The sequence below is a fragment of the Congregibacter litoralis KT71 genome (assembly GCF_000153125.2).
In the GTDB taxonomy this organism is placed as follows: domain Bacteria; phylum Pseudomonadota; class Gammaproteobacteria; order Pseudomonadales; family Halieaceae; genus Congregibacter; species Congregibacter litoralis.
The window spans coordinates 2,179,936-2,194,347 of the sequence record NZ_CM002299.1; the positions used below are offsets into that span (position 1 = coordinate 2,179,936).

The window sequence follows — 14,412 nt, forward strand, 5'->3', positions numbered from 1 at the left end:
AGGAATAGCACCGATCGACGCTTTCTGCCGATTATTGGATTTGCCAGTGCTTACCCGCTAATCCACAAAGACCGCTTTCGCCTATTTTGCGACATTGGGGCAAAATTGCAGCTGTGTCTAGGTGTTGCAACGACCGGTTGAATCCACAACCCAAAGCGGTACTTTATCGACGCCGTCATCTTACGCAGTCAAACTACGCATTTTTTTGGGATGATTGCTCAATGACGCGGTCTTAATTGTTGGGAGGGCGAATACATGAGGGGCGGAATCGTATCTGTTTGTGGTCCAGAGCAAGACGGTAGTCGCGCCGAATGGGTGGTCCAAAGATGTAGCGGCCCCTTGTTCACGGTTAATCGCTGGGTGCCGTCGGGCTTTGAACGTTATGTTCAGATCTGCCCGCCGGCGTGGCAAGTAAGTACGGACCCGCGCGATAAGAAGTACACTCCAGAAGATGGCTCACCTCCTTGGGAGTTCTTCCTGAGGCCTGTACGTTGGTCGAAGGTGGCGGAAGAACGCGGGCACACAATCGACGAATACACGCAGTACGGTGATCTGATACCGCACCCAAACTACGAGCAACTGCGCCCGGGTGACTTCTGCGGACCGCTTGAAGAAACGCCTACAGGCGCAATGATCGATGCGGTCAGTGACGCTGTATTGTCGTATAGCGGCGAGCATCAGGAGTGCATCGTTGCCGTCTGGCATGGCTACGGAACCGAAGAGATCGACGACCTTCACCGTCGCAACGCTACGAGAATTAAAGGCATGGGCCAGCAGGAGCATTTTGTGCTGTGCGCGAGTCTCGGCACCGTATTCGAAAAGTGGCGCACTCTGCTACCGGATGAGCCCGTGTCGGGATCATCAGTATCGTCGCTTTCGCCGCAGGCGATCTGGCCGACTACGGCGGAATGGTTTTTTACGGTACCGTTCGACCACAACTCAAGCTTCTTTGCCGGCCCGGCGGCGCTTGCCGATGCTTTGCTCAGCGACGAGCGCATTGAGGCCTACCCGGTGTCACTTGAGGCTGACTTTCGACATGAGTCGCAGAAGCACTGCTTTCTTCAGCCGTAGTATCCGCAGTTGGCCGGAAGCGGTCCTAAAAACACGTTGTTTGACCTTCAACGACCGGCCGCTTTGAGGTGTTTTGCGTCATTGCCAAACACCGCATACGCCTACGCCTACGCCTACGAGCGGAAGTTTGGGCTGGCCGGGGCTAAACGGCATCCACCAAACCTTCGCTGCCGCTAGCAAATTCCTAGCCTCTCGCACCAATTTAGAGACAGCTTTTTTCAAGGCGCTGAGCGAGTCTCAAGGCAAGGCCGAATCCTCAGTCTTGTGCCAAATAGAGGCATCGAGCAACAACTCAGTTTCCTCAATACTTTCCCAAACTTCTTGTTTAAAGCGTTTGTGAATAGCATCGACTTCATGCTCGGACGTTTTCACCGACGTTCTCGATTGCTCCATACTCACAGCGCGCATGTAGTACACCAAGTAGTCTCCTTCCCTCCTAGACAGCAAGAACACAGATTCAATGACTACGGATTCATCGTGCAAAGAGGCCAGAACTTCTTTCATTCTGTCATTCATGGTCTCCGCCCACTTCCGGGCCGTCGGCAGGCTCCCTTGCTTTAGTCGAATAAGATTGCAGGCGACATCCATAATAATTCTCGGGTGATACATAGTGGCGTGTTATCGGATCGCTTGAGCGGAGACCGGCTCAAACACGTGATTCTCGCTCACGTTTTACCTTAACATCAGACATAGGTTGAATCGCCACCAGTTTGCTAGACACCTTTCAGCCATACAAAATGGCTATCAGAGAGGTGTTTATGAGCAACAAGCGTTACCCCGAAGAATTCAAGAGAGAAGCCGTTCGCCAGATCACGGATCGCGGCTACAGCGTGGCGGACGTGGCCAGTCGGCTGGGCGTGACGACGCACAGTCTGTATGCCTGGGTGAAGAAGTACGGGCCGGCTGCTGAGCAACATCGAGTGGAGGCTGATGATCAGGCCGAGATTCGTCGGCTACAAAAAGAGCTTAAGCGTGTCACGGAGGAGCGTGACATTCTAAAAAAAGCCGCGGCGTACTTCGCGAGCCAATCCGAGTGAGGTACGCTTTTATTCAATCCCATCGCCACCAGTTGCCGGTGCGGCATCTGTGTTCTTTGCTTAACGTTCACCCCAGCGGTTTCTATGCGTGGCGTCGACAGCCGCTATCGGCTCGCGGTTGTGAGGACAAGCGGCTCTCTGGCCTGATCAAGCAGTTCTGGCTCGAGTCCGGTGCTGTGTATGGCTATCGGAAGATCCATCGTGATTTGCATGAAATAGGCGAGTGTTGCGGCCCCAACCGTGTCCACCGTCTCATGAAAGACGCTGGAATCAGGGCGCAGGTTGGATATCGCAAGCCACGGCATAAGGTTGGCAAAGCGCATGATGTGACGCCTAACGTACTGCAGAGACAGTTTAATCCGGCTGCGCCGAACGAGCGATGGGCGACCGACATCACCCATATTCGGACCCACGAAGGCTGGTTGTACCTGGCCGTGGTCATCGACTTATTCTCGCGCCGGGTGATTGGCTGGTCGATGCAATCACGGATCACGAGCGATCTGGTTCTAGATGCCTTGTTGATGTCGGTGTGGCGTCGCAAGCCGGTGAGCAAGGTACTTGTTCATTCGGACCAGGGCAGTCAATACACAAGCTATGACTGGAGCGCGTTTCTACGCGCAAACGGCCTTGAGGGCAGTATGAGCAGACGCGGCAACTGCCATGACAACGCAGTCGCTGAAAGCTTCTTCCAGCTACTGAAACGCGAGCGCGTGAAGCGCAAGATATATCCGACCCGGCAGGATGCCCGGGCCGATATCTTTGACTATATCGAGATGTTCTACAACGTCAGACGCCGGCATGGCTCGAACAGCCTGCTGTCACCTGTAGACTACGAACAGCATCACGAAAAACAGCTGGAAAGTGTCTAGAGAACTGGTGGCGATTCAGGTCTTAGGTTGGCAATATCCCCTCTTGGCCGAGAGTAGTCGTAAAAACCATCTCATTTCGCTTTTAGCGACTGTCTGCATTGAGGTGTTTTGCGACATCTCGAAAGACCGCACCTAGTTCAGGACATTTGATATAGTATGTTGAATGACTTTCATCGCCGTTAAAGCGGGTTTTCCCAGGGGAATTCTGTTGCAGGAACTCGAAGACATTTTTGGCTTCATCATTGAACTAGATAAGTTGAAAGGTGTGCTAAGAAAAACTCGACCTATTGGTCTCCAACGGTACGAGAACTCGGCAGAGCACAGCTGGCACGTATGCATGGCCGCGATAATGCTGCGAGAGTATGCCAACGAGCCGGTGGACATTGATCGCGTTATCAAAATGCTCCTAATTCACGATATTGGTGAAATTGATGCAGGAGATACCATCGTCTATTCCGCTGAAACCCCACAAGTCAAAGCCGAGGAAGAAGCCGGCTTGCGGAGAGTTTTAGGGTTACTTTCTGAGGCGGTGGCGCAAGAGTACATTGACCTTTGGCTGGAATTCGAGGCTGGTGAATCTGCTGACGCAAGGTATGCCAAGTCTATTGACCGCATACCGCCGCTTCTCCATAACTTGCACGGAGATGGGCTCAGCTGGAAAGAGAACGCGATCTCTGAGCAAAGAGTGCTGAACCTAAACAGTCGCATCAAAGATGGCAGCAGCGCCGTCTGGGATAGCTTGGAGTCCAAGCTCAAAGACGCGTTTTCAAAAGGCTTGTTGAGCTAACAGCGAAGGTCGGGATAGGCTTCAAAGGGGACGATAAAAACTACCGAACTCCCTCGAGTTATTGGCCGCTTTGAGATGTTCTGAGACATTCCCCAGGACCGCTTTCGCCTACTTTGAGTCGTTCGGACCACAACTGCATCTGTGACCGCTGTCGACGCTTCTCAGGCATTAACGCCCGGGCTCAGGGGCGCGTAACGAGGAACGAGCAGAGCATCCATTGGAGTCCATTGTTATGCATTTATTTGAGACCATAGTATTTCAGTGCGGCCTCTGTTAAGACTTTTGTGGCAACAGAAATGCCTACGTTCCAAGTCCCCTCTGCTGCTTTTTTCAAATTCGATGTGATCCAATTTTTTGCATTTTCACCAAATGGCTCCTCTGGACTCGATGGCTCCTCTGAGTGAACAATTTCAGCAAGCTCTTTTGCATCTTCATTCGCAATGCCTGATTCAGTGAGATACTTAATAAAAGACTCATTGTCTCGCAACCCAATTTCTACGGAGATTTGCGTATCGCTACTTCCAGCGACGGCAGTTGTTACGTTACCGTAAATTATTTGTTGTGAAATATGTTGAACCTTTTCTGGATTCGTTTCGGTATTTTGAGGGGCGCCAAACGAAATATGCGCTGCGGCTGGAATTGCTTTTTCTAATTCAAGAGTTAGCTCAAGAATTCTTGCTCGAACTGCCTGTTGGATTTCTGCTATTGCGGTGCGAGAAATCGATGAGCTTATGTCGATGCACGAGTAATCTTCGTAGACCTTGCCTTGCAAAAGTAGAATTAAATTCGACGCATCAATTCCTAATCCGCCTTTATCAGCACTCATGCGGAGTAGTTCTTCAACACCTGCAATGCTTTCCCGTACTTTTTTCTTTGTCCAGTGTTCCCCGGCGTGCTTCTCGACAAGGTAAGTTGGAATAGGAGCGTTACTAACGCCTGATCCAAATGCGCCAGAAAATGTGCCCTTATAGCTTATGCTTACCACTCGGTATGAGGGTACTTCTGCGTCTTCTGGGTATCCTTCAGATTCATGCTTTACCCATTCTTCAAGCAGATCACTGCCCAAACGAGATGCTAAAAGACGTAACTTCAAGAGCACAGAGCCTAGGTCAGAGCCTTCTTGAACTACAGCTTCTTGTACTTGATGCAGTAAAGCCATTTAGGATCTCTCGCGCCCTCTTCTATGCATGACAGCGTGCTAACGAGCCAACGCTTGTTATCTTCATATGCGTTAACACCTATTCACCCTCACGCTGAGATACGATAAAAGTACGTTAATACAGCACGTTACGCAAACCAATTCATGTAGGGCCTGAGTGCGAGGCCCTTCTTCGCCCGCTCCTGGCCGGTTGCGGTCCTTCAGACTACTGCATAAGCGCCTCTGCGACCGGCAGCTATGAGGTGTTTTGGGACATGGCTAGAGACCGCTTCGACCCTTCTCGGACATCAACGCTGCCAGCAGCGGGCGGCCAACCCGCGTAGCGGTTTGGTAGTCCGGCGACCGAAGGGAGCGAACTGCCTGACCTGGTTATGTGTGACGGTGTTCATGGCAGCAATACGATCGCTGGGGCAATTGCGGTGAAGACCAAGAACAGTTGTCCAAGCGACTTGTTGGTTTGCGTCTCCCACTTCAGCTTCTCTTCCTGCTCAGCCAAATCATGTCGTCGAGCTCGCCGCACCAGCGACACGCGCTTAGACTCTCGCGGTAGAAAAGCCCATAGCAATCGCACCTTCGCCTCTTTGGCTGCATTGCCTCACAAGCAGCATGACCGCTTAAGCCTCCAAAGATTACGAATGCCTAAGACCCATAACGCCGCCGCTCAGGCGCGAGCCTTTTGCGCGTCATCTGCGGCGGCTTTTTCGGCTGCTTAGACGGGGCCGTGACGGTTCCGAGAGCCGAGAGCAAGAGCCGCAAGGAGAAGCAAGAACACGTAACCAGCAACACTTAACGCAAAGAGCCAGACAAACGGCACATTGTCCAGGCCCACGAACGAAGCCGGCGTCCCGCGATATAGGAGCGGCACGAGTAAAAACCAGTAAAGGCCGCCGAACACCACAGGTAAAAGCGCGGCTATAGCCGGCCGGAACCACGCGACTGGTAACGCGCCCAAGATTGAAACGGCCGCTACCATGGGGACAGCAAAAGTGTACTGGTCCAGACCCAAATAGTCCTCGACCCCCGATCGTGCGAGATATTGCTGGGAGTGCTGATAGTGTAGAGCGTACGGAGCGAGGGACCCGGCAACAGCGCCGAAGTAGAGCCAGTGTCGCCACGGCATGCGCACCAACCGCAAGAGGTACGCTACCGGAATGCCGAATAATGCACCCGTTACGCAGCCTGACAACGCGAAGTACACCAACACCATAAACTCAATTCCCCTTCGTCTGAGTTCCTCTACGTCGAACGCTGAGAGCACCTACCTCTGGAAGCAGCGGTTTGCGTGTCCGGCCCCGCAGGGGCGCATTGCCGGTGATTGTTACGTTGCCGGCTAACCCAATGCTTGAATAAGAACATAAATGTTCGTGACTCCGTAGGTTGACATCATGGTTGTTCAACTTCATGTGAAGAGCGTGTCCGCGATGCTAACGGGCGCAGAGCGGCAGAAGCGGACATTGTGCTGTGGGGGAACGCCATCGCGCCAGTCGACCCATACCCGACGTGCGACCAGAAGGCCCTGAAGGACCGCTTTCGCCCCTACTTTGAGACCTTCGTGGTCCGACGAGCGCGAAGACTGCTTTCGCCTTTCCGGTCGTTAACGCCGCCAGATACGGTTCGAGCTTGGATGCATCCGGTGACCGCAGAGAGTGAATTTAATCGCCTTGTTGCTCGCTAGCCTTCCCAAAGACATAGGTTCTTACGGGTTGGTCAATCGCGTTGAACTGAATCAAATACATGAATTCGTCGTCCAAGAGGGTCACAACATGCGTATTTAGCAACGTAATAACTTTCGAAGACCAATCGTCCAATTTGGAACGGAAAGTTGCAGGGTCGATCTGCCTCCCAAATGGATTCCGAGCGTGAAGTACGCCCCCGCACTGACCATGTGCAGAAACGAGTTCCTCCTTGGTCAAGTATCCGTCCGAGATGTCAATCAGATCGTTTTTTATATTCTCTCGGGCCGAAGGGACTTCTCGTATGGGCCGTGGATAGAAATTTTTGTTCAATTTCTCCAGGTCACCAAAAATATCTGTGACACGCCATTTTTTCTGAAATTTTACTTGGTAGTCTTCGAAGATTTTTGCGTGGGCTGATAGCGATGAGAGAGCTATCAGCTCAAAGATCATCCTGAATTGGAGAATCATCACCTCCATGGTTGGGACGTCATAGATCGCATTACGTTCGCCCGTATTGAATGAATTTGCGATCTTATATCTCAACTTGATTTCATTCATGCAGGCCACGTAGGGGCCCATGTCGGGATGCTTGTCCATGACGTCTCACAGCGCATTAATGAGCAAATGCCTTCAGGATAGGACGAAGTGGGGTAGCTTTAAAGCGAAACTCGAGAGACCGGTGTTGGCCGGAGGCTGCCCATCAGTGCCCCTGGCCGCAGCGTCCGCTATCGGGGAGCGGACGTTCACGGCTTTCCTCTCGAACAGCCGCTATCGACCCAGACCCGACGTTCGACCAGAAGGCCCTGAAGGACCGCTATCGCCTAGGAGCTGAAGTTCGGGCTCATGTTTAGTCGGTTTCTACTCTCGATCCGAAGCGGCCATCCAGCCCTTGTAGTACATAGCGCAAACCCTCGTTGCCGATTCGAACTTGTGCTTTCCCCTTCCCTCTACCAGTTTGCGCCACTATTGACCGCTCAATAGCCCGCCACCGGAATCCGATGACCGCGCTCATGCTTCCCGCATTCGCAGCAGACTGAGCCCAAGCCAAAGAAACCAAACAATCTGTGAGAGCCCAAACATATCGGTAAACACATCCAAGGGGATGGTCGTTGCAAGGCCAAAAGCGCCGACAAGACAGCCCAGGCTGTTCAACGCCCTCGGCAATACCCCGTATTTGAGACCGAGCAGACTCACGCCAGCTACCCATAACCCACCAACAAGTTCGTTACCGCCACCCAGACTGTCGCCGAGCATCGAGACAACTCGCCATAAGTGGAAGGCGGCCTCCGAGCTGTCGGGCAGAAGGCCGACAACATGCTGCAGGCCTGTGACATAGATCATTCCACTAGCCATGACGAGCCCAACCCAAACTGCGCCAAGCAGCGAAGTGAGTGACGCTGCTGGCCCGTAGGGGCTTAGCAAGTCATGTAATCCGGCAACCATGACAGCCAGCAAGGCTCCGAACAAAATATAGATTGAGCCATAGGCGATAGAGACGGCCAGCTGATTCTCATCCAAAAACCGGAGTCTTTCTTCCTGAGTGCCCTGCGACGGGTAATCGAAGAACGCGCCAAAATAAACGAAAGCTGCAATGTAAATAAGGGCCATCGCGAGTCCGGAAAAGCCTGCAGCAGAGCGTAGACTAATCATCGGGATTTCAGTGCCCGCTACGCGATGTGGATTATGGTGTGTCAAAGTGAACTGCTCGCGTCCTGTAATTGACGCGTTACACTAACGCATTGCGGTTGATCTCAAATACTAACCCGCGACAAACTGATTCGATTTCGCGATAGACGACTGCCGCTGGCCGAAAGCAGCCGTTAACGTCATGGTGATTCTTCCCCACGCTAAAGACCGCCTTGAGGTGTTCTGGGTCATTGCTAAAGACCGCTCCCGCCTAAGAGCCGGCATGGTTCTGTGACCGATGCTAACGATTGATTTCGCTTTACCGGGTCTGAGTCAGTTTTTAACGTAGCAGTCGTTACCCGGCTTCTCCCCTTCATGGACAAAACAAAAGCCCACGTTATCGAAGCGAATAGTCATGACGCTCTCAATAGTCTCGCCCTCGTGTTCAACGCGGGTACGTAGCTTACACTCCGTACCATTCTCAGCAATCGGGTCGTAATGCGCGTCTTGTGGGACGCTCCATTTCTCGAGGTCCCGATTCCACTCTGAATTGGAGACCGTATTCTTGGTGAAAGACACACGCATAAAAGAGACTCCACCGTAGTACGTCAGAATTTTGTCACGCGTCGTTTGGTCGTGCCCAGTGGCGAAACGAGTTGTATCAAGCTGCCAGTCACCCAATACGTTGTGCGTGCAGGATGCATAAGACTGCCCAGACACTGCCACTAGCAGGATAAGTTTGAAAAGCTGGGCGGTGGGGCGAAACTTTCGCATCATTCCTCCGGTATCAAGGTCAACCGAAATCTTAATCCAGAGACCTGTTTGTGGCCACTGGCGAATTCAGGAGTCACCCGGCTTCGCGCACAACGACCGGTCACCTTGAGGTGTTAGCTGCCGCTGACGAAGGCCCCGTTTGCGCCTGTTGGGGCAGGCCAGTGAAGGCTAGCTAGCAGCGGCCAATGTTAGGTGTTGCCAAGTAGGCAGCGGGTGCACATAGTGGAGAGACAGAGTCGAGTGTGACTCCTGCTCAACGAAGCATAGAATTGCGCACGTTCTGGGTTCTGCTGAAATCGAAGTACCGGCCCAGGGACGCGCGCGCTCCATTGATGCTGTCGTACGCCCGCAGATACACCTCCTCACCGCACCCGGGTTGTCGGTGCGTTCCCGGATGGTGAGTCCGCGGTGATGCTTGTCGGTGCCAGGCTACGGCACATAGCAAGTACCTCGTGGGGAACCCGCAAGTACATGTCGATGGATTGGCTTAAACAACACGATATGGAGACTCAACATACCGCTTGAAGACATAGCCCCAAATCAAAAGTACGAAAAACTATTTACACAACCCAATCAATCACCTACCTAAACATTTCCTGTCGCAGCGTGTCTGCGAAAAAGGCAGACAAAAAAATCACAGAAAATAGATAGTACTTTATCGGGTGAGTCGGGTCTTCGTCATACACCACGTATCCGGGGCCGCGCAATGCTAACAACACTGAATTCCCAACTGCCATCAGGAAGAAGAAGGCAGCAATCGACTGAGAAATCTCGACGGCATTCGCCGTAGAGGCGCAAGACGCAGCCAAAAATCCACAACCCGCAACACTCACATAAAAAGCTACAAGTCGTAACGCTGTCAGTCTCATGTATCCTCTTTCTCGAGTTTTATCAGCTATCGCCAACGCCAGCGACCTGACATGCCCAACTCCTACAACAGGCCTTGCTCGATTGCAGGGATACTCTCAAGTATGTATGGTTTCCCGCTGTAGAAAAACCCCTTTTCCGAGCTTGAAAATATGTTGCGCTACAGATTTTCGAGGTACTTGCAGTACTCGATGGATGTCTTCACCACTTGGGCGGGGTAGCCCACTCTCTCCATAAGCTTAAGGGCGTTTTTTGTTCGGCATACCCCTGGACGCAATACATAGTCGAAGGGCGCTTCGATATTGCCCGTTTCCGAAAAGTGATAAAACTCGTAATTCTTTGACAAAAATGTCTCGAGCTCTGTGTCGTGACTGGTGACCAGTACCCGGTGATGACTCCCCAACTCTTCGAGCACGGCAGCTGAACCCGCTATTCGCTCCAGAGTATTGGTTCCCCGAAAAATTTCGTCGACAAGGAGCAGCATGTTTGAGTCAGGATCCTTGTTCAGAAACTCCAGGATTCTCTCTAGCTCCGCAAAATAGTAGCTCTTGCCTAGAGAGATAGAGTCACTTGTCTTTATTGAGCTAAGCACGTCCAGCGCGGGTAATTTCGATCTTTTCGCGCAACAAAAATGCAGCGTTTGCGCAAAAATGGCGTTGATGCCTACCGCTTTTATCAGCGTAGTTTTACCTGCCATGTTAGAGCCGGTAATGAGAGCTGATGTGTTCGTGAGCGAGATAGTGTTTCTGATCGGATCATCAACTAGAGGATGATAGAGTTCGTCGAATTGAAAGATATCCCCTTCTGACACCTGTGGAGTTGACCTTACCGCAAAGTTCAATTTATATCGGGCAATAGCGATTGCACTATCCATGTTTCCAATAAAAATGTAACTCTCTTTTAATGTATCCAGCCTTTGTAAAAGCGTCGATGAAAGAAACGGGTGCAACACGAATTCAATGCTGGTGACCAAATTCACCAAATACATCGCATTTCCGAGCAGCAGCTTTTCGCTGGATTGTGAGAACGAGGTCAACCACGTCACCCTTCTTACCTGGCGTAGTGGCTGAACCAATTTTTCCCCCTGACGCACAGATTCGACCTTTCCCAAAGACCGATCGGTCGCGATTTTCAAAGCGGTTGCGGCTATTCGGTGGAGTTCATAATAGCCATGAGACAATCCGTCTATCTTTCCTTCGAACCACTGCGAGACGAAAAAATTTGCCAGTATTTGAAGCGCAAGCAGGCCCCAGAAAACCCCACCAAAAGTTAGTGCAAACTGGAGTATTGTGAGACAGGCGACAATCCAGATCAGAGCCAATGTTTTCGGAATTTTTACATGCTTGAACTCCCTGAAAATCAGCTTCGTGGAGTCATTTGCAGAGGTGCTGCCGAAGTCATGCAGGTGACTCGCCAGAGACCTTCGGACAACGGCATCCGACTGAAGTTGGCCGGTAAATGTACTGGTTTCCGAAAGATCCTCTTGAGCGCGAAGCACCCTGAATCGGCAGTACAGGAATTGACGGCCAATGTTGGTCCAGGTGATGTCCGCCTCCTGAAATAACTCATCAAAATCAAGATCTATCCAGGTACGGTCATCGACACACCTCGTTGAACTATCGCCATGGAACCTGAGGTCATAGAAGGTGCGAGTAGACTCGGGAAATCTGGATAGTTTGGGTTTTGGCTCTGACCACTGCGCCTCGATGTTCTCTTCCTTGACACTACTCGTGAGAGAAAAAAATCTGAGCGAGGGCCTGAAGTGCTCGAAAAGTAAATTCGCGACATTTGCGGTACGGCTCCAGGCTTTTGTCACTTGCAATCACCAATTGCTATTGAGTGCTTGAATATTCCGCCTTTTGTATCCACTTGCATTTTTTGAAGTGTATCAGTAGCGGCGGCTGTGCCAGACAGAACCCCAAGCGCATTGAGTGCTTCCGTCCTCATCAAGTCAGGAAGCGAGGAGCTTAGGCAGATATCTTCCAGCAATTGTGCCGTGTTCTGGTCACCTATCAATCCGGCGATTGGGATAAGTGAACATTTGGTGGACAACCTGGTCTGCGGAACCAGTGACTCGATTCTGTCTACGTTGGAGTTGAAAACGTACTGTGGTTCCAGCCGCAACTCCGGGTTGTCTACTAGAAGGTTGATCGAAATCGATAACTCATCCGGAATGTACTGCGTGTGAATGTCCTGCATAGCTCGGTACATCATCACCTTCTTCGCGGGGAGCGTGGTTTCCTCGAGAAAGCGGGCTTGAACTTTCTCGCCAGGGAATCCTTCGACCTGTCTTCTATTGTATTCGAAAATACGCGTTCTATACCCTCCTCCGAAGTATCCAACAGTTAGAAAATCAAAGTTATGATCGTGGGGCTTCTCGAAAAAATATACCTCCTTTTCCAGCCGCTCTTGATCAGCAGAAAGCTCTGCTTCTTCAAGTGGAAGCCAAATATTGCATCTAAGGATATAGCAGCCATTCACCCCTATCAGGAAGCTTTGATTTCCCAGCTCGGCCTGTGCACCGGACTCGATAAAGCCTGCGAGATAAGCGTTCAAATTCTCCGTCAAAAGGCGCTCATCATCGGCTATTGTTGCAAACATGGGTGCGCTTTCGATGATCCCCGCGGTGTCACGCGGGTCTATGTTTCTGTCAAGATAAGAGAGGTACTCTTTAGGAGACACACGAGGCTGATCGCAAGAATTTTCAATAGTGAGTGCCATTGGGCAGTCCTGTTACAATCCGTTCAATTCCAGGGTACGTTTTGCTGCATTCGAAATATGTGGATGCGCGTCAGTCAAGGCATTCTGGAGCATCTTGATCGCAGCGTCTTCCGATATCGCTGCTGCTGCTTGCACAGCGGCCCATCTAACGGAATGGTTTCCGTGCCTGGTGGCAAGCACCCTCAAATTTTCCAGACTTTCATGGTCACCAATTTTGCCCAGCGTCGTTATTGCCAACAGCAACTGGGAGTCCAGGCTGAGCACTTCATGCGTCTGCAAAGCTTGACGACTTGAGCGAGAAAAAGCCCAGGTCTTTGTGCAAATAGGGGTAGACAACAATTTAAGTACGAGACAGCCGGGAGACTGGAAGTCGACAATACGCCTGTTCCCCTCAAATATAATGACCTCTCCCGGCAAGGCCTGCTGCGCTTGCCCCTCTTCCAAAGCAAATGCTGGATCAAATACTTCAGGATTCCAGGTCTCTGGCAGATCGTAGACGACGTATTCAAGTGGCTTTTCGACCAATACTCGAGCCAGTCCGTTAAATGCCTGGGACATTATGTTCGATGTCATCTTGTCGAAAAGCATTAACGCTCTTTTCGGCAGGCGTCGTCATACTGAAGCCTCCATTTCTTCTATGAACTGCTCAACGCTCACATCCTGGTCGGTGATGATTTCGTTAACCATTCCCTGGTTCGCCATCACTACCAGACGCGCCTTATCGACATAATATTTGTAGGTGGTTGCCAGGTCTTGGTGACCCATCTGGCTCTTGAGAACTTCCGCAGCGGCTGCGTACAAAGCATCGGCCGCTTCAGTGAGCAGCTTGTCCTCGAAGAATCGAATAAGGAACATGGTCGGCCACCAGTGCCGAGCCTCGTAGAAGTTCACGCGATTGCGAAACTCAGGATGGATTTCCTTTGCCTTCGCTTTGGCGTCAGTGGTCGCATCTGAAATCATCTTTGGCGTTACAGGCTCTCCAAATCGATTCAGAAACAGGATTGATGGAGGACACTTTTCTCCGTAACGCTGCTCGTACAATTTTGCGCGCTCGTGGTAATAAGGCTTAATGTAGTGCTCATCCAATGCACGCAGGTCTGCCCTGTTCATCTTTATTTCCCGCGTCTTTCCTCCCTTGCTCTTTTCGACCGTGTAATCAACGACATTAGATTCGGATTCAGCCATATCGCTATACGGCAGTATGTGCTTGTTAGGGCCATTGCCGATGTATGGAAACCTCACCAGGTCCATCGGACGCATAGCCGTTCCGAGAGCAAACTTGAACAGCGCCGGATAAACGGGGTCGTGATAAGAGACGATAAGCGCCTTGATCTCCTGATTCGTAATCAGAGAATGCAGCCGCGCCTGCCTCCATTCCTTGTCAAGCACCTCGATATTTTTCGGATCGATCACTTCCCTGGATTCTTTTCTGACGTAGTTTAAGAACCCTTCTCTTTTAAAGTTTGGTGACCACGTCTTCGTCTTCACGTTCACGCATGTCACAAAGCCAGCAGCGACAAGCCACTCGAAAAAAATAAGGAGGAGCTTTGCATCGCCATAAATTGTCTGAGAAGAAGGTTTGGGTTGATTTTTTAGCAACCTCTCTTCTTGTCGTGCCACCTGCCATCTCTTGATGTCGTTGTTGTCGGCGAGGGCGTGGTACTGACTAACATCTACCCATCGGTACTTCTCTTCGCCACTGAGAAAGCGGTAGAACATGGCTATCACATTCGAGTATCTATTCGAGGTGTTCTTCGAGCTGCTAGCATTCTCGTAAAGAAACAGATTGGGGTGACTCAGGAGCACGTTCTTGTCCCCACTCTGT

13 protein-coding genes and 1 pseudogene are annotated in these 14,412 nt (G+C 51.3%); 4 read left to right on the forward strand and 10 right to left on the reverse strand.

Annotated features, from left to right (window positions below):
• The first annotated feature begins 339 nt into the window (after positions 1-339).
• Positions 340-1,071 carry a hypothetical protein gene (locus KT71_RS10020; RefSeq protein ID WP_152025209.1) on the forward strand — a complete coding sequence of 244 codons (732 nt, stop codon included), beginning with the start codon at positions 340-342 and terminating at the stop codon, positions 1,069-1,071.
• Positions 1,072-1,308: 237 nt separating this feature from the next.
• On the opposite strand, the gene KT71_RS10025 is transcribed toward KT71_RS10020, so the two are convergent.
• Positions 1,309-1,680 (reverse strand): DUF6176 family protein, encoded by a 372-nt coding sequence (locus tag KT71_RS10025; protein WP_008295519.1) that lies wholly within the window; start codon positions 1,678-1,680, stop codon positions 1,309-1,311.
• A 149-nt stretch (positions 1,681-1,829) separates the two neighbouring features.
• Between KT71_RS10025 and KT71_RS10035 the strand changes: the two genes are divergently transcribed.
• Both KT71_RS10035 and KT71_RS10040 read left to right on the forward strand, forming a co-directional pair.
• A protein-coding gene (locus tag KT71_RS10035) for an IS3-like element ISGpr2 family transposase (protein ID WP_169729177.1) occupies positions 1,830-2,977 on the forward strand; the annotation gives its coding sequence in 2 pieces (ribosomal slippage) (positions 1,830-2,067 and positions 2,067-2,977; 1,149 coding nt in all).
• Positions 2,978-3,140: 163 nt separating this feature from the next.
• On the forward strand, positions 3,141-3,764 hold the full coding sequence (locus tag KT71_RS10040) for an HD domain-containing protein (protein ID WP_008295518.1): 624 nt from the start codon (positions 3,141-3,143) through the stop codon (positions 3,762-3,764).
• 238 nt (positions 3,765-4,002) lie between these two features.
• Here KT71_RS10040 and KT71_RS10045 read toward each other — a convergent pair whose 3' ends face one another.
• The 4 genes from KT71_RS10045 to KT71_RS20480 all read right to left on the reverse strand — a co-directional run bounded on the left by KT71_RS10045 (position 4,003) and on the right by KT71_RS20480 (position 8,810).
• Positions 4,003-4,923: an AbiTii domain-containing protein gene (locus tag KT71_RS10045; protein ID WP_023659569.1), complete on the reverse strand. Its 921-nt coding sequence runs from the start codon at positions 4,921-4,923 to the stop codon at positions 4,003-4,005.
• A 1,652-nt stretch (positions 4,924-6,575) separates the two neighbouring features.
• Positions 6,576-7,196 (reverse strand): hypothetical protein, encoded by a 621-nt coding sequence (locus KT71_RS10060; RefSeq protein ID WP_008295515.1) that lies wholly within the window; start codon positions 7,194-7,196, stop codon positions 6,576-6,578.
• Between the two features lie 411 nt (positions 7,197-7,607).
• Positions 7,608-8,207 (reverse strand): Domain protein of unknown function, encoded by a 600-nt coding sequence (locus KT71_RS10065; protein WP_023659571.1) that lies wholly within the window; start codon positions 8,205-8,207, stop codon positions 7,608-7,610.
• A 351-nt stretch (positions 8,208-8,558) separates the two neighbouring features.
• A complete protein-coding gene (locus KT71_RS20480) occupies positions 8,559-8,810 on the reverse strand; it encodes a hypothetical protein (protein WP_152025211.1) in 252 nt (83 codons plus the stop codon).
• 555 nt (positions 8,811-9,365) lie between these two features.
• On the opposite strand from KT71_RS20480, the pseudogene KT71_RS21075 reads away from it, so the two are divergent.
• Positions 9,366-9,524, forward strand: a pseudogene (locus KT71_RS21075) (IS256 family transposase); the annotation flags it as partial.
• A gap of 56 nt (positions 9,525-9,580) precedes the next feature.
• Here KT71_RS21075 and KT71_RS10075 read toward each other — a convergent pair.
• From KT71_RS10075 to KT71_RS10095, 5 genes are all read right to left on the reverse strand, one after another.
• Complete coding sequence (locus tag KT71_RS10075) at positions 9,581-9,868, reverse strand: hypothetical protein (RefSeq protein WP_023659574.1); 288 nt, start codon at positions 9,866-9,868, stop codon at positions 9,581-9,583.
• Between the two features lie 158 nt (positions 9,869-10,026).
• Positions 10,027-11,682, reverse strand: a complete 1,656-nt coding sequence (locus KT71_RS10080; RefSeq protein WP_008295511.1) for a MutS-related protein — start codon at positions 11,680-11,682, stop codon at positions 10,027-10,029.
• Positions 11,679-12,587, reverse strand: coding sequence for a hypothetical protein (locus KT71_RS19705; protein WP_008295510.1), 909 nt, complete (start codon positions 12,585-12,587; stop codon positions 11,679-11,681). Before KT71_RS19705 ends, KT71_RS10080 begins: the two co-directional genes overlap by 4 nt.
• Before the next feature lie 12 nt (positions 12,588-12,599).
• Entirely contained in the window at positions 12,600-13,175 is a 576-nt protein-coding gene (locus KT71_RS10090; protein WP_008295509.1) for a HEAT repeat domain-containing protein, read from the reverse strand.
• A 24-nt stretch (positions 13,176-13,199) separates the two neighbouring features.
• Entirely contained in the window at positions 13,200-14,306 is a 1,107-nt protein-coding gene (locus KT71_RS10095; RefSeq protein ID WP_202962347.1) for a site-specific integrase, read from the reverse strand.
• Positions 14,307-14,412 lie beyond the last annotated feature (106 nt).

Bases quoted from the DNA above. Each gene is read 5' to 3' on its own strand.
- KT71_RS10075 (WP_023659574.1), bottom strand. From the start codon at position 9,868: ATGAGACTGACAGCGTTACGACTTGTAGCTTTTTATGTGAGTGTTGCG.
- KT71_RS10025 (WP_008295519.1), bottom strand. From the start codon at position 1,680: ATGTATCACCCGAGAATTATTATGGATGTCGCCTGCAATCTTATTCGA.
- KT71_RS10095 (WP_202962347.1), bottom strand. From the start codon at position 14,306: ATGTTCTACCGCTTTCTCAGTGGCGAAGAGAAGTACCGATGGGTAGAT.
- KT71_RS10040 (WP_008295518.1), top strand. From the start codon at position 3,141: ATGACTTTCATCGCCGTTAAAGCGGGTTTTCCCAGGGGAATTCTGTTG.
- KT71_RS10045 (WP_023659569.1), bottom strand. From the start codon at position 4,923: ATGGCTTTACTGCATCAAGTACAAGAAGCTGTAGTTCAAGAAGGCTCT.
- KT71_RS19705 (WP_008295510.1), bottom strand. From the start codon at position 12,587: ATGGCACTCACTATTGAAAATTCTTGCGATCAGCCTCGTGTGTCTCCT.
- KT71_RS10065 (WP_023659571.1), bottom strand. From the start codon at position 8,207: ATGGCCCTTATTTACATTGCAGCTTTCGTTTATTTTGGCGCGTTCTTC.
- KT71_RS10060 (WP_008295515.1), bottom strand. From the start codon at position 7,196: ATGGACAAGCATCCCGACATGGGCCCCTACGTGGCCTGCATGAATGAA.
- KT71_RS20480 (WP_152025211.1), bottom strand. From the start codon at position 8,810: ATGCGTGTGTCTTTCACCAAGAATACGGTCTCCAATTCAGAGTGGAAT.
- KT71_RS10090 (WP_008295509.1), bottom strand. From the start codon at position 13,175: ATGCTTTTCGACAAGATGACATCGAACATAATGTCCCAGGCATTTAAC.